We start from the raw sequence: 20,777 nt of genomic DNA, 5'->3' as shown, positions 1-20,777 counted from the left end.
TGGCAATTTCGCTGAAGTGCGGTCGCACCCTACATAGCGGTCTGTCTCGAGGTCGGGAGAGAAGAGATCACGCTGCTTTTCCGATTTCAGCGGAGCGGTCTCGACGCAATGGCGATGCCGGATGGGCACTATGACCCGTATTCTGCTCGTCGTTTTTCTTCGCGACCTCATGCTAGCCCGCCGCATCGGTGGAGGTGGGATTCTCGGTCTGGTCTTTTTCCTCAGCCTTGTGACGGTCGTACCTTTCGCGATCGGGCCTGACCTACGCTTGCTGTCGCGGATCGGCCCAGCAATTCTATGGATAGCAGCACTTCTCGCGAGTCTATTAGGCCTCGATCGTCTATTTCAGGCGGATCAAGAGGACGGTTCGCTGGACCAGATGTTCCTCTCGCCGGCGCCCCTAGAACTCATTGTTCTTGTGAAGTGCATCGCCCACTGGTTTGTGACGGGGCTACCGCTCGTTATGCTCTCGCCTCTGTTTGGGCTGATGTTGGATTTGGATGGTTCCGCCCTCCGATCGGTTGCAGCAACGTTGTTGGTTGGTACGCCGGCCTTCACCTTTCTGGGGGCGATCGGGGCGTCTCTTACTGTCACCCTGCGGCGCGGCGGTCTGTTGCTATCGATCCTCGTCGTACCACTAGCCGTGCCGGTGCTGATCTTCGGTGTCTCGGCGGCGCAAAGTGCCACAACGCCCTTTTTGACACCGTTCTTGGTCCTCTGCGCGCTCGGACTCGCGTCCATCGCGCTCGCTCCGATAGCTGCGGCCGCAGCACTTCGTAGCGCGGGAGAGTAATGAGCGCGTGCGACGACAGAGTTTTCTTTCGGGCGCCACCTATGTGGAACGACTGAGCTAAGGCCGCTTGACCTCAGGGCGAGCCTATAGCGGAGTATCGGAGTCAAACACAGCGGCAAGCCGATCCCGCTCGGCTTGGCTCAGTGGTGCCGCTGGCGTGAATTGTTGGCGGCGCAATCCGAACAGGAGAGCGATCGCGCCCCCCGCAAGCACGAAAGCCGGCATTCCCCAAAGGAGAGCGGTTTCCAAGTCGAGTGGCGGTTTCAGCAGGATAAAGTTTCCGTAACGCTTAACCAGAAAATCGCGGACCTGCTCGTCACTCTCTCCGAGCTTAAGGCGCTCGCGCACCAGCAGGCGAAGGTCCCGCGCGAGCTCTGCTTTGGAATCGTCGATCGACTGGTTTTGACAGACCAGACAGCGCAGTCCGGCGGAAATAGCGCGCGCGCGTGCCTCAAGTTTCGGATTAGTCAGGATTTCATCCGGCTGAACCGCCCTTGCCAAGCTAGGGGCGACGCTTGCGAGCACGATCGAAAGCAGAAGAATGCGACGAAGCCACGTCATTCGGCGGGCTCCGGCGCTGCGCCGCTGCCGGCGACGCGGAGGCGAGCCGCGCGGCGCGCGAAGCCAATTCGGAGGCGTCTATCGGACAACGACACAATCCCACCGAACGCCATGATGACCGCACCGATCCAGATGCTCGTCACGAGCGGCTTCCAGAACAGGCGCGCATCGATCGAACCATCCGCGTGGCGGTCCCCAAGCGAAATGTAGATCTGCCCAAAACTCAGCGTTACGATGCCAGCCTCGGTGACGGTTGTCTGTCGCGTGGGAAAGCTCCGCTTGGATGGATCGACGGCGGTCACGTATGCGCCGCCCTGGCTGATGACCGTATGGCCGACGAGTTCAGAATAGTTCGGGCCCTGCCGCGATCGAAAATTCTCGATGGTGGCTTGATAAGGGCCGAGATCGATCGTCTGGCCTAACTTGACGGTCGCGATACGTTCCACACCCCAACCCGTCGCCGCCAAGCCCATGAGTGTCAAGCCGAGGCCCGCGTGAGCGATCGCCGCACCCCAGGCGGAGCGCGGCAACCCGACCGCGCGTGCTAGCATCACCCGGCCGCCTTGCCCACGTGCCCAGATACGCGACGCCACATCGGTGAACGCACCAACGATGAGGTAGACGGCAAGGCCGAGACCGGCTGCAGCGAAGACGGAGCCACCGCGGACGGTGGCAACGAGCAAAATGGAGACTACAAGACCCCCCAACGCTGCGACCGTCACCCGTTGCGCTGCGCCGAGCAGGTCGCCGCGCTTCCAGGCGATCGACTGACCGAGCGGCATCAGCAGAACGATAGGCACTACGAGCGGGCCGAGCGTTAAATTGAAAAACGGCGCGCCGACTGAGATCTTGTCCCCCGTCAGAGCCTCAAGCGCGAGCGGATAGAGCGTGCCGGTCAGAACCGTAGCGCAGCAGGTGGTCAGCAGCAGGTTATTGACTGCCAGCGTGCTCTCGCGTGAGAAGGGTGCGAACACGCTACGCTGGCTCAGGGAAGGTGCGCGCCATGCGTAGAGCGCGAGTGGCCCGCCGATGAATACGGACAGTATGACCAAGATGAAGACGCCGCGAGCCGGATCGCTAGCGAAGGAATGGACGGAGGTCAGTACTCCCGAGCGCACGAGGAACGTACCCAGCAACGACAGCGAGAACGTAAGTATCGCCAGCAACAGTGTCCAAATCTTGAGGGCTTCACGTTTCTCCATGACAGCAGCCGAATGGAGGAGCGCCGTGCCCGCAAGCCAGGGCATCAATGACGCGTTTTCGACCGGATCCCAGAACCAGAAACCGCCCCAGCCAAGGGTGTAATAAGCCCAGTACGACCCCATGGCGATGCCAAGCGTCAAAAAGATCCAGGCGATCAGTATCCAAGGCCGAACGTAGCGGGCCCAAGCGGCGTCTAGTCGGCCACTGATCAGCGCGGCTACCGCGAAGGAGAACACGATCGAAGAACCGACATAGCCGACGTAAAGGAGCGGCGGGTGTATGGCAAGGCCCTGGTCTTGAAGCAGCGGATTGAGGTCCTGGCCCTCAAACGGCGCAGGAAATCGTCGCAAAAAGGGATCGGAGGTGAACAGAATGAAACAGAGGAAGGCAAGGGAGATCCAGCCCTGGACCGCTAGCGTATTCGCGCGCAATTCGTACGACATGCCGCGCTCGAAAATCGCCACCGCCGCTCCAAAAACCGCGAGAATCAGAACCCAAAGCAGCATCGATCCTTCGTGATTGCCCCAGACCCCTGCGATTTTGTATATAAGTGGTTTGGTGGTGAGTGAGTTCTCGGCGACCGTCACGAGACTGAAATCGGACACTACGTGAGCGTAAGTCAGTGCTGCGAAGGCATAACCCAAGAGCAGGAACTGGGTGATTGCGGCAGGGACCGCGATTGAAGTAAGTGCCGAATCGCCAGTACGGGTTCCCCAGAGCGGCAGAATTGATTGAAGCAGCGCGACGGCAAGAGCCAAAGCGAGCGCGTAATGTCCGGTTTCGATGATCATCTTGTCGGTCCCATCAGCTGGGATGTTTCGTGGCACGCGGCGCTATTGCGCTCGCGCAGATCTTTCGTTGCGCCAAGTGCCTGCTTGCCTGAGCTTGTCAGCCAGGTCCTTGGGCATATATCGCTCGTCGTGTTTTGCTAGCACGGTGTCGGCATGAAAACGGCTCGGTCCTTCCACGGTGCCCTCGGCGACGACGCCCTGTCCTTCACGGAAGAGATCCGGCAACAATCCGGTGTAGCTGACCTCGATGTCGTGCTTTAGGTCTGTCACCGCGAAGACGACAGTCGACGATCCCTCATGAGTAAGTGAGCCACGTTTCACTAGGCCGCCGATGCGCAGCCGTGTCCCTAGCGGCGGCGCCTTTGCGGCCATTTCGCTCGGCCCGTAAAAGAAGACGATACTGTCACGCAACGCAAACAGGATGAGCCCTATCGCGATCGCCAAAGTGAAGCCAGCTGCGCTGATGATAACGAGGCGCCTGCCCTTTCGCGTCAAGATCTACTCCTTTAGACGAAGCCGTCTGACGAGTTCATCCACGCTGGCCGACGCTTGCTCATCGCCTCCTAGCTGAGCACGTGCGCTTGCGACAGCCGCCTCGGCCTTCTTGCGCTCACCCAACGCCGCGTAAGACCTAATAAGTTGTAGCCATCCTTGAAGGTGATGGCCGTCCTTCGAGAGTTTCTCGGCGAGCTCCGCTACCATCCCCCGGATCGCGTTGCTCCGTTGCTCTGGAGGAAGCCCTGCAATGTTAGCTCCGGCTTGCCCGGCGTGGATGTCAGGAACCGCGGCAGCGAGGCTAAAATCTCCATTGGATGGCCTCGATGCGATCGGCATGTCAGGTTGGCTGGGAGCGCCGACCTTGAGGTACGACGCGAGCGCGACGAGCGGCAGCATTAAGACGATTGCCAAAGCCGCCGCGCCGCGTCGCTCACCTCCACGACGGGACGCATGCGGCCGGCCCTCGCATGCCGAGTTGAGTGACGCGAGCAGCCGGCGCTCGATCTCGGCGCGAGTCGTCACGGCATCTTCAGATGCTAGCAGTCCGCAGCGCACGTCTTCATCCGCTTCAGTCAGAAGATCGCGATAGAACGTCACATTCGGATCGTGAGCGCGAACGACCACGCGCCGCTCGGAAAGCGACCTCGCCAGCGCCAGCGCGACTGAAGAAGTCATCATTGCAAAAATGGCCCACAGCACGTTTCAAGACCTCCGTTTGTCCTCGCCACCGCATATCGCACCATCCGCCAGTATCTACCGCCGTTGAAGCTCGGGCTAACCGACTGTGCCGTTTTCATTGTCCGGTCGGACTTTGCGAACAATGGAAGCGGACGTAGCCCTACGACGCCGAGACAAAAACCGATCCTTCTTGCATCCATCGCGGAGTGCAATGGAGTCGTCATGGACGCGCCGCCTCGGCAATCGCCGCCATCAAACCAGGCCAACTTGCGTCCGAGATGCCACCAACCAGCTTGTAAGCGATTGTGCCATCGCCCTTGATCACGTAGGTCTCGGGAACGCCATAGACACCGAGATCGATTCCCGTTCGGCCCGAGCGGTCAGTGCCGACCTGTGCGAACGGGTTGCCGTGAGCGACGAGATAGGCCAACGCATTTTTGGGATCGTCCTTGTACACAATGCCGGTGAGTTTCACGCCCCGCCGCTGCAGCGTCGGGTCGCTCGCCAACGCCATTAAAGCCCCTTCTTCTTCCCGACACTCAACACACCATGATGCAAACACGTTCAAGATTGTCACGTGCCCTCTCCGCAAATCTGCGCTCGACAAGCCGGGTGGACCGGATGTTGAAAGCCCTTCGAGCGGCTTCAGCGCAAATTGCGGTACTGACCTGCCTATTAGAGCAGAGGGCACGAGTGAGGGGTCTCCGGCCCCGAGCCGCACTAGAAGTACTGCCGCAATTCCGCAGAAGACCAATAACGGGATAACCACCCAAAAGCGGGCCACTCGGCGTCGAGGCGGCGTGGCACTCGACGATAGGTGAATTGAAGCCGGGACATTGCTCATGCGCGACCGCGCCGATCCGAGTGATCAATAAGACGAGACAAGGTACGGCGCTGAAAGCGATAGTCGATAAGCACTGCTACAATCATTCCAGCTAGAACAGTGCCCGTCACCAGAAACGCCGCCATGATGAATCCGTCATGCCGCAACATGGTCTGCTCAGGAAGCTATTTCGGCAGACAGCATACGAGTCATCGCCGCCTCGCCATTTTCCGCCAGCGTGATCGCAAGCCGCCGGGCTCGGCGGCGGATGATCTCGTTGCGAATCGCCATAACGTGGAGAGTCACGAACAAAAGTGTGTATGCGAGCGCCATAACGATCAGCGGCCATAGCATCGAGCCAGCAATCGCCGAGCCCTCCATCCGGAACACCGACGCCGGTTGGTGGAGCGTGTTCCACCAATCAACCGAGAACTTCACAATCGGAATATCGATAAAACCCACCAGGGTCATAATCGAAACTGCTCGTGCCGCTCTACTCGGGTCCTCGATTGTCTGCCAGAGCGCGATGAGACCGAGATAAATGAGAAGCAGAACCAGCATGGAAGTGAGCCGTGCGTCCCACACCCAATATGTGCCCCACATTGGTTTGCCCCACAACGAGCCCGTGACCAGGCAGATGAAAGTGAAAGCTGCGCCTAGGGGTGCGGCCGCTTTTTGAGCCGCATCGGCGAGTGGATGACGCCATACCAACGATCCAAGCGCAGACACCACCATCAACGTGTAGGCGAGCATCGCTGTCCAGGCGGCGGGGACGTGGATGTACATTATTCGCGCCGTCTCACCTTGCTGATAGTCGGGGGGCGCGTCGAACGTTCCAAATAGACCAAGCGCGAACGCGACGGCTGTCGAACCCCAAAGCAACGGCAGCAGCTTTGCGGTAATGCGCACGAAGTTGCCCGGATTGCTATAGGCGGTAAAGCTGAGCTTCAAATTTTGCTCTCCTCTAAGCCAACCTGCAGGCTGGGGGAATTCGCTCGCTTCCGAACGCGGCTCGCGAAAAGACTCTGCTCTCGGGTCGCCCTGCAAGCAGATGAGTATTGCATCACAGGAGACACGGGTTCGCAAATTACCCTCAGTTATCATTTCGATGCCCGAAGGTCAGAGTTTAGACATATCTATCGAGACGTCCGCCCGATGAGGTTTGATCCTTGACGCTGATTTTTCACGAAGAAAATTTGGCTTTGAGGCTCGGTGTTGTGCAGTCACGTAGTTGGGCATTGAGGATGTGGAAGGCGTCTGGGGATGAGCGATCACTTGGATAAGCGGCCTCGCGTCTGACGCATGCCTGTCTTGGTAACGGTCGAAGCACTCAAAGGCTATCGGTGCTCCTGGCTCGCCGCTTGATCCGGAGGCGGCCCTTATGACCATGTCGATGGTGGAGTGCGGCAAGCTAACGGCTTAGGTCAGTAGAAGCGGTTCGCCGAGCGGCGAGCGTCTTGACCTTTCGTATAGGACCCTTGCTGCATTTGGATGGCTGACCTGTACCAGCGTTCAATTGAGCCGGCGATCGCGATCATCGTATGTATGAGGCTGCGATGGTCCTCTCCCCCCGCCATCGCTGCCCACCTTGGGCGCCTCCCTAGACTTGGGCCGCTTGTGGCAACGCAGGCGGCCTTCTTTTGTCTACGCCCATTCGGAATTAGACCGGCGTTGATTCAACCAATACCTCTGTACTGTCACTCGATACCCGCGCCCAATGGCGTCAATCACAAGACCCGTGCTAGCTGTTGATACGGAATGAAAAGCAACGGAACCGGCCCGCGAGCAGGCAGTTGCAGGATAGGGTCGGCGGCGTAGCGCCCGCCCGACCTTTCCCCTGATTGAAACGTGTGTCGCCGATCCCGCAAGTGTCTCTAGTTCGACGGTTCGCTGCGGAGAGCCGGCCATGAAAAACATCGTGGATCTCCTAATCTGGTTTTGGCGGGGGAGCCCGCCCGCGCCCAACACACAACTTCGGGCTATGGCCGAAAATCGAGACCAATCCAGCATGGCCGATTTTGTCCGCATCTTCGATCAAGACCAGTACGGAGAGAGTTAGGGGTGTCCGCGTAGCAATCGGTTTCGCGGGTCTCAGGGGCCGGGATGATAGAAAATGCGGGCCACGGGACCGCTATCAAGGGTACATTTCTAAACGGCCGTCGCGGTACCAGTGCATCCTTCGAGAATCGGCCACGCATCTTCAAAATCCAACCCGTGACGAACTCGTGAGAACTATCTCGCACCAATCACGATAAGCGTATAGTGGCCTATGATGTTGTGACCGCGAAGATTAGGGACGCATTTCGATTGCACTCGCCACAAAGTCGCAAGCTCGGGCGGACGCGATGATCTACCACCTCCGAATGATTAATTTGCCGTATCTGACGAGTTTGCTCGGCGACTGCATAGTTTGCCTCCAAGTAGGGCGTACAGAATTATTGATTTGCTACAGGCCTGACTAGCCGGCGCGGCAAACTAGAGCTGCACCAAAATTGGGGCCAGGCCAAACAATAGGCGCTTGAAGAACAGTCGTTCCAGGTTAGGACCCGCCGTCCGGTATTTCTGGTCTTGTGTTTCTCCGTAGCATGCGCGCGATCCTGAGGGACATCCAACCAACTCGGGGGCGCGCACGACGGTTCAGGACTCCGAGTTGGCCATGTGAAGCTCCGCATGAATTAAGTCGAAGCCTGGATATACGAAAGTCGCAGCTCGGCTCCGCGAAAGTTTGTCCCCGTTTGGCCCTTCCTGTCAGACGCGCAAATGCGAGTGCAATTGAGGACCAAGGTATCACACGGCATGCTCACCTCGACCCGTTCGTCGCGGATTCGGGCGAAGAAAGCCGGCGCTCGGCCTAGTGCCCACGCAGAAACACCGCGACAATGGAATGGATGAAAGAGTCCTGAATGGGCACCCGGAGCTCGACCCCATGTGTCTAGCAAATGACGGTCAGTTGACAGCACGAACCCACTTTGAGCGAAGAGGAGAAGCCATGCCAGAAGGCTCCCTACTACTTCCGACCTCCAAACTAGGAGCCGAACTCCACCAAGTCCGTTTACGGAAGAATTCGACGACGCTACGCCGTTCGCCGCGTGGCCCTGAAGATCTGCGACAGCTTTCAAGATCGCAAGCGTTGCTCCCGATAACCCCGTCCCGAAACTTTGAAGGCGACCATGGCTGCTCCATTTTTGATAGAATTTGCCAATCAGATGGTCACCTCGTGGCGGACGTGATCCATCCTGTCGTTGAAATCTCTCCTTCCGACACTGTGGCACGCTTCAAGGTAAATGGGTATGGCATGACGGCCGAATCCTTGCGATTCACCGGACGAGGAAGAATCCAGAATCATTTTCGGGCTCCAGTCCATATGCTCGTGATGTACGAGAAGGGAGCGCGCAGTGAAGGAGAGACATTCGTGGAAGGTCTGCCGCGATCTGCGCTCCGAAACCTCGAGCGGAAACTGACATTCGTGCCGGCTGGCCGCGAATTTCACGATTGGCACGAGCTGCGCGGGTCGCAGATGCGGCTCATGTACTTCTACTTCGAACCTGAGAACCTGAAGGCTCTTTCTAAGCGTGGCATCACCGACCTACCGAACGCTCCACGTATACTATTTCAAGACGAAACGCTCTGGCACACCGCGCTCAAGCTGAAGACGTTCGTCGAGAGCCGTGCAGGAGACCCGATGTACTTCGGGAGTCTCGGTACTCTGCTCATACATGAAATCGTGCGTTTCACTTGCGGGATGCCCAGCATTCAACCTCAACTCCAAGGCGGCCTTGCACCGTGGCAGCAACGACTCGTCAGCGCCTATATCCAGGAACATCTCAGTGAGCGGATACCGATTGGCACGTTGGCGCAACTCGTTCGTCTGAGCCCATATCATTTCTGCAGGGTATTCAAGCAATCTGTCGGAATGCCGCCACATCGGTACCAAACTATGCATCGTGTTGAGCACGCCAAGTTGCTTCTCTCAAAACGAGTGGGCTCGATGACGGAAATCGGTCGGGCGGTAGGCTTCAGCAGTCGTAGCGCGTTTGCCACGGCGTTCCGGAAGGCGACGGGAATTGCCCCCGCGGATTACCGCCGAAGCGTGGCTCCTCCTTTGACATATGAATGACCTGCGACGTTGCGACCAAGTTTGCTATTCGGAAAGTGGAGGCATCTCGGCCTCTCATTGCGTTGAGGCGGTCGGGCTTTCGGCGCCTTAGGAACGCAGCTCATGAGCCGGAAGAAGACCTGCATCTACGAGTGATGGCCTAGCAGCATCCGTTCGCGCGACGTAACGGTGAGCACGGTATCGCACCTAAACGGATCATTTCGGTCTTAATCCGCCGAACCGGTTAACACGCCGCAAATCGGAGACCTGCCGTACTCGATGCTCCCCCATAGCCCACCAGCAACCGGCTAAGAGCCGGAAGACTCGTGGCGAACAGAACGCAGAAATCCCGCTGTCGGAGCTCAGCAAAGCGATCGAAAGCTGAAGCGGCGCAAAGGGGACGGCCCCGCCCAAACGCCACAGAGTGATCCCGGGTTCCGTAAATCTGTCGCTGCTAATGGAGCGTGAAGGTGAGCTGACATTTCATCGGGCCGCCTACAGCATGGAGGTGAGGACATCAAACTGGCGAACTTCTCGTGGCCCGCGAACCATGGCGTTCCACGCTGGAACCCCTCTCATGTGTTGAACGGCCTTCGTGGCGGTGATATTTTTACACGAAGTTGGGAGAGTATCTCGTGGCGCAGCATTCTATTCAAAAGCGTGCAGTAGCCGAGGAGCCAACTATAGCCGTCGTTGACGATGACAGGGACTTCCGCGACTCCCTCGGAGATCTGTTCAACTCGGTCGGCTTCAAGGTCAAGTTGTTTGGGTCGGCCGCGGAGCTGCTCGAAGGCGAATTATTACCCGACGTGGTGAGCTGCCTTGTACTTGACGTTAGATTGCCGGGCTTGGGCGGTCTCGACTTCCAAACCGAGCTGTCGAAAATGAACGCTTCCATTCCCATCATCTTCATGACCGGCCACGGCGACATTCCGATGTCGGTTAAGGCAATGAAGGCAGGCGCTGTCGATTTTCTGACGAAGCCGTTCCGCGATCAGGACATGCTGGATGCGGTGACGATCGCGCTGGAGCGCGATCGGACGCGGCGAAAGGTCGAGCAGCGGCTTACGGACCTGAAATCGCGTCTCGAACGTTTAAGCCCGCGCGAGCGAGAGGTGCTGGCTCTCGTGACCTCTGGCTTAAAGAACAAGCAGATCGCTTTCCAGCTAGGCGTAGCTGAGATCACTGTGAAGGCGCACCGCGGCCATGTGATGCAGAAGATGGGTGCGCAATCTCTAGCCGAGCTTGTCAGAATAGCGGAGACGCTTGGTATAAAGTCGCCACGGTCTTAATCGCTTCGTGGTGGCTCCATCAGCAAAAATTGTTTAGGCGCAAACCCAACTGATGCTTTTGATCGGGTGCCGGAAGCGCGCCCCCTGCCGCGTCGAGCGCAATGACCTGGCATCAGCGCACGCGTTCGGAAGTGGCCCAAATCGGGTTGACCTATTCAGAAGTTCTGGATCACTTATCCTAAAGTATAACATCGATTATTCCGAGGTCTGGCATCGCCCGTCCACAATATAATCGCGGGTCCAAACGCTTGTCGTTATAGTACGATGCTTGGATAGCCGCGCGGTGCCCTACTTGAGATACGGAACGCGAAATGCGGCGGTCCGCATCCCCAGCATTGAAGGCGGGGATATGTCTAGCGAGATTCAGATTTCGATCATCGATGATGATGAGCAATCTCGCGATGCGTTAGCGGGGCTCATGCAGGCAGTTGGCTTCACGACTGAGGCCTTTGCATCCGCAATGGATTTCTTGGCGTCTCCTAACGTCCGCCATACCTCCTGTTTGATCGTTGATGTCCACATGCCGCGCATGACTGGGCCTGAATTGCATAGCCGCTTGGTAGGATCTGGCTATGACATACCAACAATTCTGATCACGGCTTACCCCGATGACAGCGCGCGAACTCGAGTTCTGGGTCAGGGCGTCGTTGGCTATCTGACCAAGCCCATCGACGAAGAGGTTCTGCTCGGATGCGTCCAATCGGCTCTGCAGCGCGCAAAATCGGATGAAAACCCATCATGACCGCGAAATCAGCTGCCGGCGCCCCGGCCAGGTTCGGTCCCGAGTTTCAGCTCGAAGATCGTTGCTCTTTGAATGGGTCGCCGTAGATGTGATATCCGTTAAATTCCCATAAGCCCGGCGATTCGCGATCCAAAAACTCGATCCCGCGTACCCACTTCACGCTCTTATACGCATAGAGGTTTGGCACCACGAGGCGCAACGGGTAGCCATGCTCGGCCGTAAGGAGTTCGCCGTTATGCCGCAGGGCGAAGATCGTCGTCGGGCGCAGAAAATCCGAGATTGGCAGGTTTGCCGTGTGGTTATTCTCGCCATGGACCATCACATGCCGCGCCTCTGGCCGCAGCTTCACTCGCTTCATTAATTCTGTGGCGAGCAATCCTTCCCAATGGTTGTCGAACCGACTCCAGTGCACGACGCAGTGCATGTCCGCAAATACTTCGCTCTGCGGCAGATTGGAAAGTTCCTCCCACGAAAGCCGCAGTTGCTCCTCCACCAGGCCGAACACTCGAAAATCCCACGTCCTGGGACGAAAGACCGGCACCGGGCCCACATGCTTCACCGGCCACTCGAGCGTAAGCGACTGTCCTGGGGGCAGCCGCCCAGCGGCACGCAACTCACGCTCTCGTTCACGTCGCTCGTTCGATCGCACAACTAGCTCCATCGCAAAAGTATGGCGCGCGCAAAAGCACCGCGCGCCTAGTTAGCGTACCTTCTAATTTCCAGGGCCCGAAAACGCGGTCAGCCGGGTGCGGCGGACAAGCATTGAGCTTCTGGTACGCCACATGCCGAGAAGGTCCCTATGAAGAGCTACGGAACCCGAAGCGGCGAAGGGAGCCTCACTGCTCCTCCCCCTCACCGATCTCGGAATCGGAATTATTTGCAGACTCGGAGAGTAAGCCAGGGACAGTCTTGCTGGTATTGTGACGGAAAATGTTGACGGCTCCGATCACTTCGTCGTCGTTGTCACGAATCGGAAAGACATTAACGAGCGCCAGGAGACGATTGCCGTTGGGATGCTCGCAAATCACGTCGGCGTTGCGAACGGTGGCGCCGTTGTTGATCACCACGGATGGTGGTGCAAGTTCGTGCGGCATCACTTGTCCTGAAGGGTAACGCAGAAGGTGTGACCCGCAATACTTCTCCGAGGCTCCCAGAGACGGCGTGCGTCCCCAACCCGCGATTGCAGCTTTGTTGCACTTGACGACAGTGGCATCCTTTTCGAGAACGTATATCCCTACCGGGATAGAATCCATTGCCGCTTGGTCTGCAAGAATTCCTTTTGTGACGAGGTGCCCGTCGACGATTTCTCCTCGGAAGTCGATTTTGTCGAAGTCGCCATCCAAAATCATCGTGCTTGTTGCGTTGGTTGCCATTTTCGACCTCCTTTGTGTACCCACCTTGTTCATAGGACCTATTCGGCCTTACACTTGAATTTGAGTAAGCATAGTCTCGCAGGTCACTACCGTCGTCTCACCGTGCGCCGCATGATGTCTCATTTTGCGCCGATCGCCATTGGGTCGTTGTTCAGTTAAGGCCGCGGAGAGGCGGGTGCGGTGATCAGCTCGCCTGCTGGAACCGAGACGCAAAGGAACTCTCCACATCCGCCCTTAAAAATTGGGCTGCCCCAAAGTCTGGCACCCTCGCTTTGCCCATGTAACCGGTCTAAGTTAGGTTCCAAAGCATTTGATCGGCCCACGGGATGATCATGCAAGTCCATTTTTCCACGGACCATATTGCGCCGCGCGACCGCGTGAGGTTCTGGTGCGACTATTTCGCGAAGCAGGCCCATAGCATCACGCCGGGCGAGATTCCGGATCCCGCTTCCTTTCGCGCGGAAGCGAGTGGATCGATTGCAGGCGAATTTGCGCTGCTGGAGATAAGTTCGGGACTTGAGAGGGTCCAACGGACGGCGGCCGACGTTGCCAGGGACAAGATTGAAGCCTTCTTCGTCCGCCGATTTCGCGCGCCGGTCATCTGGAGGGCCGCGGCGCGCAGCACGCCAGTCGACCTCATTCATGAGCCCGGTGATTTCTGCATAAGCTCGACTGAATGGCAATTCGACGCAGAATGGAAAGGCCCAGAGTCGTTCGACATGCTGATCATCCCGTGGGCTGCACTCTCGCCGATTATAACCGGGGGCCGACTGGAACGCCCGTTTCGGTTGGCCGGTGCCTCGCCGCTCGGCTCGCTGCTCGGCGCAGCTATTGATGCGGTGAAGGCGCAAGCCCCGCTGCTCTCCAACGAACACGGTGAAGCCGTGCTGCGCAATCTCTGCGGTCTCGTGGCACTGAGCTGTAACATCTCCAACGATGGCATCAATCGGGGGCGGGATTCGCTACAATCGGCGCGGCTCGCGGCCGCCAAGCGTTACGTCGACCTGCATCTCGCCGATCCTTCCCTGACCGCCGCCAGCGCCGCGGCCGCACTCGGCATCTCGACGCGCCAGTTGCATCGCCTGTTCGAGGCAAACAATGTCAGTTTCGCCCGATACGTTTCGCGCGAGCGACTGCTCCGGTGCCGCGACGCCATCGCCGACGCGACGGGAACCGGCCGATCGGTGATCGATATAGCTTTTGGCTGGGGGTTCAACAGTATGGCGACGTTTTATCGCACGTTCGCAAGCGAGTTCGGTAGCCCGCCCACCATGCTGCGTGCGGCATCGCAAGGACGAGTGAATGGCCAGCGCACGACAGGAAAGGACACATCGTGAATGCTCGGGGCGATCTCCCGCTTGGCGCTAGATGAGACGTTGACTGGCGCTAAATGAGACGACGTCGCAACTGCTTCCGTGTGAATGACCCACGGAAATCGCGCGCCAATGAGATGCGTCGGGTTGCACGACGTTTCTATGCGCCTGAGATGTCGCATCCGATTGCTATCATGTGTCGCGCGCAGCCGAGTGAGCCGCGCCCGCACGCAAAGGAAATGACATCGTGGATGCTGTGCAGCAGGAGCTTGTTCAGACCACCTTCGCCCGGCTGGCGGCGATGCCTGAGGTCGCCGCGGCGTTGTTCTACGAGCGGCTATTCGCCACCAATCCGAATTTCCGGCCGCTATTCAGAAACAACATGCGTATTCAGGGCGTCAAGCTAATGACCATGCTCGCTATGGTCGTCTACAATCTACCCGCGCTGGATCAACTTTCGCCCGCGATCCATGACCTTGCCGTCCGCCATGTCGAGTACGGGGTTAAGCTCGCCGACTACGACGCGGTGCGGGAAGCGTTGCTCTGGACCCTCGAACAGGCGCTTGGAGAGGATCTCACGCCCGCCGTTCGTGAGGCGTGGACGGTCTGCTACGATGAACTCGCGGGTGAAATGAAGGCGGCGGCCGGCATTTGATTTACGATCTCCCGCATGGCACTAGGCGCCTTTTTTCCATCTCTGGAAGCGGTGATCCCGATATGTCCGTTCCGAGTCTTGGTTGTGTGCAAACGGATACGATCGGCGGGCGGCCGTTGTCGGCCGACGTTTATGACCTCGTGCGTAACAATCAGATAATGTCGCGGTGTCCACCGCGACCTGGACATTTTAGCCGACGACACCCGATCCGCGTCCGCTGGTGGCCATCGAACGGGCATCCGGATCTGTCAGCGATATCTGTTGATCCGGCGTATTGCGCATCGTACGCATACGACGAAGACCGCCTGATGACGCATGCGCGCGAGAGCCGGGTAGCGCTATGACAGCGCTACGTGAAGGTTAGGCAGCTTGCTGAAGTGGTGATGCTGTGGCAACAAGAATGTCACCTATCCCGGGGCTCTCGGGGTACGTGCTGGCGCCCCTGCGGGAAAGCGCGGACTTTACCCTTTACCGCGGCCGAAAGCACGACGCTCCCTCGCCGGTCCTAGCGATCGCACTCTTCGAACAGCCGTCGCCTCAGAGCATCAGGCGGCTCATGCACGAATACTCGCTCGGAGCCGAACTCGATCCCGCGTGGGCTGCCAAGCCTCTGGCCATTGCTCGTCACGAAGGGCGGATGATCCTCTTACTCAAGGACCCTGGCGGTCAGCCGCTGGATCGGATTCTTGAGCGTGACCAGGGGCAACCCCTCGACCTGACTCGTTTCCTTCGCACCGCTATTGGGTTGGCAAGAACACTCGGTCAAGTCCATCAGCAGGGCTTTATACATAAGGATATCAAGCCTGCGAATGTTCTCGTCGATGACACCGGCAACGCGTGGCTCACGGGATTCGGGATTGCCTCCAAACTTACGCGCGAGCGCCAGTCGCCCGAACCTCCAGAGTTCATCGCGGGAACGCTCGCCTACATGGCACCCGAGCAGACGGGACGAATGAACCGTTCGGTCGATTCTCGGAGCGACCTTTACTCGCTTGGGGTGACCTTTTACGAGATGCTGACCGGGAGTCTTCCATTCACGGCCTCCGACCCGATGGAATGGGTGCACTGTCACATCGCGAAACAACCAGCCGCACCCAGCGAGCGCGTAGGAACCGTACCGGTCTCGGTGTCCGCGATCACGATGAAGTTGCTCTCCAAGACGGCGGAGGAGAGGTATCAGACAGCGGCGGGAGTTGAGAGCGATCTTCGGCGCTGCCTGTCCCAATGGGAGTCCCAGGGGTGGATCGATGACTTCACTCCTGGCGCTCACGACACCCCAGATCGCCTTTTGATCCCCGAGAAGCTGTACGGGAGGGACCGCGAGATTGATGCTCTGCTGACCGCCTTCGACCGCATCGTAGGCGGTGGCCGTATAGAACTGGTGCTGGTCTCCGGATATTCCGGCATCGGCAAATCCGCAGTCGTCAATGAGCTACACAAACCACTCGTGCCGCCACGCGGCTTGTTTGCATCAGGCAAGTCCGACCAGTACAAGCGCGACATTCCGCATGCCTCGTTGGCCCAGGCGTTTCAGAGCCTCGTCCGGCGGCTCCTCAGCCAGAACGAGGAAGACCTGCGCAAATGGCAGGACGCACTTCGTGAGGCGCTGGGTCCCAACGGACTGCTTCTCGTCGATCTGGTCCCGGAATTGAGGCATGTCATTGGCGAACAGCCGCCAGTGCCCGAATTGCCGCCGCAGGAAGCGCAGAGACGTTTTCAGATCGTATTTCGACGGTTCATCGGCGTATTTGCGCGACCCGAACACCCGCTCGCGCTCTTCCTCGATGACATGCAATGGCTAGATGTCGCCACACTCGACCTCCTCGAAGACCTGTTGACCCGCAACAATTTGCAGCACTTGCTGCTCATTGGTGCGTACCGGGACAACGAGGTCAATGCCACCCACCCGCTCGTGCGTAAGCTGGAAGCGATCCGTCAGGCCGGAGCGGCAGTGCAGGACATCGTTCTCACACCACTCAGTCGCGACGATCTAGGCAAACTGATTGTGGACTCACTTCACTGCCAACTGGAGCGCGGGGCCCCACTGGCAGACTTGATCCACGAAAAGACCTCGGGCAACCCGTTCTTCGCAATCCAGTTCATTTCTACTCTGGCGGACGATCGCCTACTGAAATTCGATTATCGCGAGCGCCGTTGGGTATGGGACCTGCTTCGCATTCGTGACAAAGGCTTCACGGACAATGTTGTAGAGCTGATGGTCGAGAAGTTGAAGCGCCTTCCGCCAGAAACCCAGAAGGTACTCCAGCAGCTCGCCTGCATGGGCAACAGTGCAGAGTTCGAGATGCTGCGGATTGGGTATCAGGGCTCAATCGAGCACATCCACGACCATCTCTGGGAAGCCGTGCGATCGGGCCTCATCTTCCGTGCGGACAATTCCTACCGTTTCCTGCACGACCGCGTGCAGGAAGCCGCCTACTCGCTAATTCCGGAGGAGCTGCGTGCCGAGGCTCACCTGCGCATCGGAATGCTCCTCGCCGAGCACACGCCCGCTGACAAACGTGAGGAGGCGATATTTGAGATCGTCAATCAACTCAACCGAGGCTCCCATCTCATCGCCTTAGTCGAGGATCGCGAGCGCGTCGCGGAACTTAATCTGATCGCCGGCCGGCGCGCGAAGCTCTCGACAGCATACGACTCGGCGCTCAAGTATCTCAGAGCCGGCAGAGCCATTCTTGAAGAAGAGACTTGGAAACGCAATCACCAGCTCATCTTCTCGATCGAGTATCTGACAGCCGAGTGCGAGTTGCTCACTGTCACGGTTTGCCTCGCCGCCGGGGATCCACTCGCCGAAGTGCAAAAGGAATGCGAGAACGGCCTGGCATCTGCTAGGCGGGCGCGCTTCGGCCTGGCCATCGAGCGCTGCGAAGCACAACTCGGTTTGATCCTCACCTTACGCGGGCTGACCGCAACTTTCGGATGCCTGGATCACGAGGGATACAGTGAAATCGATACCGAACGCCGCTTAGCCAAGAGCCCCGACTTGGTGCTCGCCGAATTCTATTACTGGACGCGAAAGCTGCAGGCGCACTTTTTCGCCGGAGACCTTGCGTCGGCGGTTGACGCCTCGCTACACGCCGAACCGCTGCTTTGGACGTCGGCGGCAATGTTCGAGTCAGCGGAGTATCGACTCTATGGCGCGCTGGCGCATGCGGCGGTCTTTGATCGCGCCACACCGGAGGAGAAGCCGAGGCATTTCGATTCTGTGCTGGACCACTACCGGGAGCTCCAAATGTGGACGGAGGCCAACCCCGAAACCTTCGAAGATCGCGCCACGTTGGTCGGCGCCGAAATCGCCCGCCTTGAGGGCCGGGTGCAGAACGCTCAGGAGCTGTACGACAAGGCCATCCACGAGGCTCACAAACACGGATTTGTGCACAACCAGGCAATTGCCAACGAGATTGCCGGGCGCTTCTACGCAGAGCGCGGTTACGAGAAGATCGCCGCGACCTATTTGCGGGCCGCGCGCACCTGCTATTTGGGCTGGGGAGCCGACGGAAAGGTGCGCCAACTTGAGGAGCTTTATCCGCACCTCAAGGTGGACAAGTCGATCCAGGATTCCGCGGCGACGATAGTGACACCTATCGAGCAGCTCGATTTGACCACCGTACTCAGAGTGTCGGAAGCAGTGTCAGGCGAGATCGTCTTCGAGAAGTTAATCAACACGCTGATGAGTTCGGCAATCGAACACGCGGGCGCCGATCGAGGTCTCTTGATACTTTCGCGAGACGACAAATATCAAATTGAAGCAGAAGCCACGACCAGCGGTGACAACGTGAACGTGGTCCTGAAACAGGCACGCGTCACGGCCGCTGATCTACCGGAGTCTGTGTTTCACTACGTCCTTCGGGCAAAAGAATGCGTCCTCCTGCACGATGCATCCAGTCGGAGCTCGTTTTCAGCGGATGCCTATATTCGCGACCATCGCTCGCGGTCAGTGCTCTGTCTTCCGATACTTAAGCAGACCAGGTTGATTGGAATGCTGTACTTGGAGAACAACTTTGCGACTGACGTGTTTACTCCTGCTCGAATGGTGGTCCTCACACTGCTCGCTTCCCAGGCGGCTATCTCAATAGAGAATGCCAGCCTGTACCGCGAGCTAGCCGAACGGGAGGCCAGGATCCGACGGCTAGTGGATGCCAACATCATCGGCATCTTCGTCTGGGATCGCGACGATCGGATCATCGATGCCAACGAAGCTTTTCTCCGCATCGTCGGATACGACCGCGACGATCTCGTCTCCGGTCGACTGCGCTGGCGGGATCTGACGCCTACCGAATGGCGCGATACCGACGACCGACGCGTGGCCGAGCTGGAGGCGACCGGAACCGTGCAACCCTATGAGAAGGAGTACTTCCTGAAAAACGGCAGCCGCGTGCCGGTGCTGGTCGGGGCAGCGACGTTCGGCGGGCGACACGACCAGGGCGTTGCCTTCGTGGTAGACTTAACGCAGCGCAAGCGGGCAGAGGAGGAAATTCGCGAAAGCGAGCGGCGCTACAGCGAGGTGCAGATGGAGCTCGTGCACGCGAATCGAGTCGCAACAATGGGGCAGCTCTCTGCTTCGATCGCTCATGAAGTCAACCAGCCGATCGGCGCGACGCTCAACAATGCCTCAGCGGCGTTGCACTGGCTAAGCAAAGAACCGGCAGATCTGGAGAAAGCTCGTCAGGCTCTCAACCGGATCTTTGCAAACGGCAATCGCGTCAGCGAGGTCGTCGGCCGGATGCGCGCGCTTTTCAAAAAAGCACCTCTCCGGAAAGAAGAAGTGGACATCAACGGAGCAATCCTCGAGGTCATCGCCCTGACCCGTGGCGAAGTCGAGAAGAATGGCATTGTGGTGCAGTCACACCTCGTGGACGGCTTGCCGCTCATTCAAGGAGATCGGGTCCAGGTGCAACAAGTGATTATGAACCTGATCATCAACGCGATCGAAGCCTTGAGCTCGATCTGTGAGGGGGCGCGAGAATTGGTGATTACCACCGATAAGAGCGAGCCGGATGGCGTTCTTGTCGAGGTGCGGGATTCAGGTCCAGGCCTGAGCTCAGCGGATCTTGAGCGCGTCTTTGACGCCTTCAATACGACAAAGCCCGGAGGCTTGGGGATGGGTCTGTCGATCTGCCGCACCATCATCGAAGCGCACGGGGGACGACTGTGGGCCACGGCCGCCGAACCTCGGGGAGCAACTTTTCGATTCACGTTGCCCGCGCAGTCAAATTGAGCCGCGTGAATCGAATATCCTACAGCCAGCCAACAGCGGAGCGAATGTCTATCGACGGTGCGAATCTTGGTGTCTTTCGGCTTTTGCGATTTCAAGCACGTGCCCGTCGCTCACGTGACAGAGCTGCACTAGTTATTGAATTCGCCCGTTGAGTCGCCTTGATGCAATGACAGATGGCGACCCCTGCATGGCAAGCGCGCTTTAGTTGCTAATCCAAAAAAGGCACCGACCAATCAACTAACCAAGGGCGACCTGTGTAATTATTCTCACTTGTAGGCCGCGGCTGACTTTTAAGCCAACTTACATTGATAGGTGATCGAGACCACGGAGCTGCCGGGCAGGCCAGAGACGAAGCGGAACTACTCACTCGATAAATCCGCAAGAATGAGAACGCTGCAACAAGAACCGAGCTTACCGTCACGCGCAATCTGCTCTATCTCTCGCGAGACATCAGGACAGCAGCGTCACGGATAACCAGGATGCGAACCATATTCCCTGCGCCAACTGCATTGCCCGCCGGGGCCGATGTGACCGTGAGGGGTACTAAACGCTGTGCCCATGACGTCGACATCCAAGGTCGCCGTCAGCACATCGAGATCGGATCGAGGCAATGCAAGGTTCATGATCCAAGGTTTTTGCCGGACCCTCGAATTGAGCTGATGTCATCGTCCGCGGCGTTAGCGGGAAAGAGCGTTGGCGAGAGAACTTTTCGCAAGGCGGATA

Annotated in this window: 16 protein-coding genes and 1 pseudogene; 7 read left to right on the top strand and 10 right to left on the bottom strand. The window is 58.3% G+C overall.

All coding sequences use genetic code 11. The features are described from left to right. Positions 1 to 130: 130 nt before the first annotated feature. The gene (gene ccmB, locus ACNJX8_RS06750; RefSeq protein ID WP_128935405.1) at positions 131 to 793 is read left to right on the top strand and encodes a heme exporter protein CcmB; all 663 of its coding nucleotides are present in this window, start codon (positions 131 to 133) and stop codon (positions 791 to 793) included. A gap of 84 nt (positions 794 to 877) precedes the next feature. On the opposite strand, the gene ACNJX8_RS06745 is transcribed toward ccmB, so the two are convergent. The 7 genes from ACNJX8_RS06745 to ACNJX8_RS06715 all read right to left on the bottom strand — a co-directional run bounded on the left by ACNJX8_RS06745 (position 878) and on the right by ACNJX8_RS06715 (position 6,298). Further along, positions 878 to 1,354 (bottom strand): cytochrome c-type biogenesis protein, encoded by a 477-nt coding sequence (locus ACNJX8_RS06745; RefSeq protein ID WP_439359998.1) that lies wholly within the window; start codon positions 1,352 to 1,354, stop codon positions 878 to 880. Further along, entirely contained in the window at positions 1,351 to 3,348 is a 1,998-nt protein-coding gene (locus ACNJX8_RS06740) for a heme lyase CcmF/NrfE family subunit (protein ID WP_439359997.1), read from the bottom strand. The genes ACNJX8_RS06745 and ACNJX8_RS06740 overlap by 4 nt, the downstream gene beginning before the upstream one ends. 42 nt (positions 3,349 to 3,390) lie before the next feature. After that, positions 3,391 to 3,843 (bottom strand): cytochrome c maturation protein CcmE, encoded by a 453-nt coding sequence (ccmE, locus tag ACNJX8_RS06735; protein WP_439359996.1) that lies wholly within the window; start codon positions 3,841 to 3,843, stop codon positions 3,391 to 3,393. A 3-nt stretch (positions 3,844 to 3,846) separates the two neighbouring features. After that, positions 3,847 to 4,545 carry a c-type cytochrome biogenesis protein CcmI gene (gene ccmI / locus ACNJX8_RS06730; RefSeq protein WP_439359995.1) on the bottom strand — a complete coding sequence of 233 codons (699 nt, stop codon included), beginning with the start codon at positions 4,543 to 4,545 and terminating at the stop codon, positions 3,847 to 3,849. 199 nt (positions 4,546 to 4,744) lie between these two features. Further along, positions 4,745 to 5,368 (bottom strand): DsbE family thiol:disulfide interchange protein, encoded by a 624-nt coding sequence (locus tag ACNJX8_RS06725; protein ID WP_439359994.1) that lies wholly within the window; start codon positions 5,366 to 5,368, stop codon positions 4,745 to 4,747. Continuing rightward, on the bottom strand, positions 5,365 to 5,517 hold the full coding sequence (gene ccmD / locus ACNJX8_RS06720) for a heme exporter protein CcmD (protein ID WP_341510187.1): 153 nt from the start codon (positions 5,515 to 5,517) through the stop codon (positions 5,365 to 5,367). Before ccmD ends, ACNJX8_RS06725 begins: the two co-directional genes overlap by 4 nt. A gap of 7 nt (positions 5,518 to 5,524) precedes the next feature. Beyond that, on the bottom strand, positions 5,525 to 6,298 hold the full coding sequence (locus ACNJX8_RS06715) for a heme ABC transporter permease (protein ID WP_439359993.1): 774 nt from the start codon (positions 6,296 to 6,298) through the stop codon (positions 5,525 to 5,527). A gap of 2,266 nt (positions 6,299 to 8,564) precedes the next feature. On the opposite strand from ACNJX8_RS06715, the gene ACNJX8_RS06710 reads away from it, so the two are divergent. The 3 genes from ACNJX8_RS06710 to ACNJX8_RS06700 all read left to right on the top strand — a co-directional run bounded on the left by ACNJX8_RS06710 (position 8,565) and on the right by ACNJX8_RS06700 (position 11,477). Further along, positions 8,565 to 9,464: a helix-turn-helix domain-containing protein gene (locus ACNJX8_RS06710; protein WP_439359992.1), complete on the top strand. Its 900-nt coding sequence runs from the start codon at positions 8,565 to 8,567 to the stop codon at positions 9,462 to 9,464. 614 nt (positions 9,465 to 10,078) lie between these two features. Continuing rightward, positions 10,079 to 10,735 carry a response regulator transcription factor gene (locus ACNJX8_RS06705; RefSeq protein ID WP_128956813.1) on the top strand — a complete coding sequence of 219 codons (657 nt, stop codon included), beginning with the start codon at positions 10,079 to 10,081 and terminating at the stop codon, positions 10,733 to 10,735. 349 nt (positions 10,736 to 11,084) lie between these two features. Beyond that, positions 11,085 to 11,477: a response regulator transcription factor gene (locus ACNJX8_RS06700; protein WP_439359991.1), complete on the top strand. Its 393-nt coding sequence runs from the start codon at positions 11,085 to 11,087 to the stop codon at positions 11,475 to 11,477. Positions 11,478 to 11,523: 46 nt separating this feature from the next. Here ACNJX8_RS06700 and ACNJX8_RS06695 read toward each other — a convergent pair whose 3' ends face one another. Together ACNJX8_RS06695 and ACNJX8_RS06690 are read right to left on the bottom strand one after the other, a co-directional pair. Continuing rightward, on the bottom strand, positions 11,524 to 12,138 hold the full coding sequence (locus tag ACNJX8_RS06695; protein WP_439359990.1) for a sulfite oxidase-like oxidoreductase: 615 nt from the start codon (positions 12,136 to 12,138) through the stop codon (positions 11,524 to 11,526). Positions 12,139 to 12,313: 175 nt separating this feature from the next. Further along, on the bottom strand, positions 12,314 to 12,850 hold the full coding sequence (locus ACNJX8_RS06690) for a PAS domain-containing protein (RefSeq protein WP_439359989.1): 537 nt from the start codon (positions 12,848 to 12,850) through the stop codon (positions 12,314 to 12,316). A 332-nt stretch (positions 12,851 to 13,182) separates the two neighbouring features. Here ACNJX8_RS06690 and ACNJX8_RS06685 point away from each other — a divergent pair, with 332 nt between their 5' ends. Beyond that, a complete protein-coding gene (locus ACNJX8_RS06685) occupies positions 13,183 to 14,187 on the top strand; it encodes a helix-turn-helix domain-containing protein (RefSeq protein WP_439359988.1) in 1,005 nt (334 codons plus the stop codon). A 223-nt stretch (positions 14,188 to 14,410) separates the two neighbouring features. After that, positions 14,411 to 14,818 (top strand): globin domain-containing protein, encoded by a 408-nt coding sequence (locus tag ACNJX8_RS06680; protein ID WP_439359987.1) that lies wholly within the window; start codon positions 14,411 to 14,413, stop codon positions 14,816 to 14,818. Between the two features lie 113 nt (positions 14,819 to 14,931). On the opposite strand, the pseudogene ACNJX8_RS06675 reads toward ACNJX8_RS06680, so the two are convergent. Beyond that, positions 14,932 to 15,091, bottom strand: a pseudogene (locus ACNJX8_RS06675) (IS5/IS1182 family transposase); the annotation flags it as partial. Between the two features lie 283 nt (positions 15,092 to 15,374). Between ACNJX8_RS06675 and ACNJX8_RS06670 the strand changes: the two are divergent. After that, on the top strand, positions 15,375 to 20,054 hold the full coding sequence (locus ACNJX8_RS06670; protein ID WP_439359986.1) for a trifunctional serine/threonine-protein kinase/ATP-binding protein/sensor histidine kinase: 4,680 nt from the start codon (positions 15,375 to 15,377) through the stop codon (positions 20,052 to 20,054). Positions 20,055 to 20,777: the final 723 nt, after the last annotated feature.

Origin of the sequence: Bradyrhizobium sp. SPXBL-04 (genome assembly GCF_051853035.1) — a bacterium.
Lineage (GTDB): Bacteria > Pseudomonadota > Alphaproteobacteria > Rhizobiales > Xanthobacteraceae > Bradyrhizobium > Bradyrhizobium zhanjiangense.
The sequence above is the reverse complement of the archived record's forward strand: the minus strand, read 5'-3'. Positions and strand labels throughout refer to the sequence as shown.

Excerpts from the sequence above, each read along its gene's own strand:
- ACNJX8_RS06725 (WP_439359994.1), bottom strand. The coding sequence starts at position 5,368 with ATGAGCAATGTCCCGGCTTCAATTCACCTATCGTCGAGTGCCACGCCG.
- ACNJX8_RS06685 (WP_439359988.1), top strand. The coding sequence starts at position 13,183 with ATGCAAGTCCATTTTTCCACGGACCATATTGCGCCGCGCGACCGCGTG.
- ACNJX8_RS06670 (WP_439359986.1), top strand. The coding sequence starts at position 15,375 with ATGCACGAATACTCGCTCGGAGCCGAACTCGATCCCGCGTGGGCTGCC.
- ACNJX8_RS06745 (WP_439359998.1), bottom strand. The coding sequence starts at position 1,354 with ATGACGTGGCTTCGTCGCATTCTTCTGCTTTCGATCGTGCTCGCAAGC.
- ACNJX8_RS06695 (WP_439359990.1), bottom strand. The coding sequence starts at position 12,138 with ATGGAGCTAGTTGTGCGATCGAACGAGCGACGTGAACGAGAGCGTGAG.
- ccmD (WP_341510187.1), bottom strand. The coding sequence starts at position 5,517 with ATGTTGCGGCATGACGGATTCATCATGGCGGCGTTTCTGGTGACGGGC.
- ACNJX8_RS06690 (WP_439359989.1), bottom strand. The coding sequence starts at position 12,850 with ATGGCAACCAACGCAACAAGCACGATGATTTTGGATGGCGACTTCGAC.
- ACNJX8_RS06740 (WP_439359997.1), bottom strand. The coding sequence starts at position 3,348 with ATGATCATCGAAACCGGACATTACGCGCTCGCTTTGGCTCTTGCCGTC.
- ccmB (WP_128935405.1), top strand. The coding sequence starts at position 131 with ATGACCCGTATTCTGCTCGTCGTTTTTCTTCGCGACCTCATGCTAGCC.
- ACNJX8_RS06700 (WP_439359991.1), top strand. The coding sequence starts at position 11,085 with ATGTCTAGCGAGATTCAGATTTCGATCATCGATGATGATGAGCAATCT.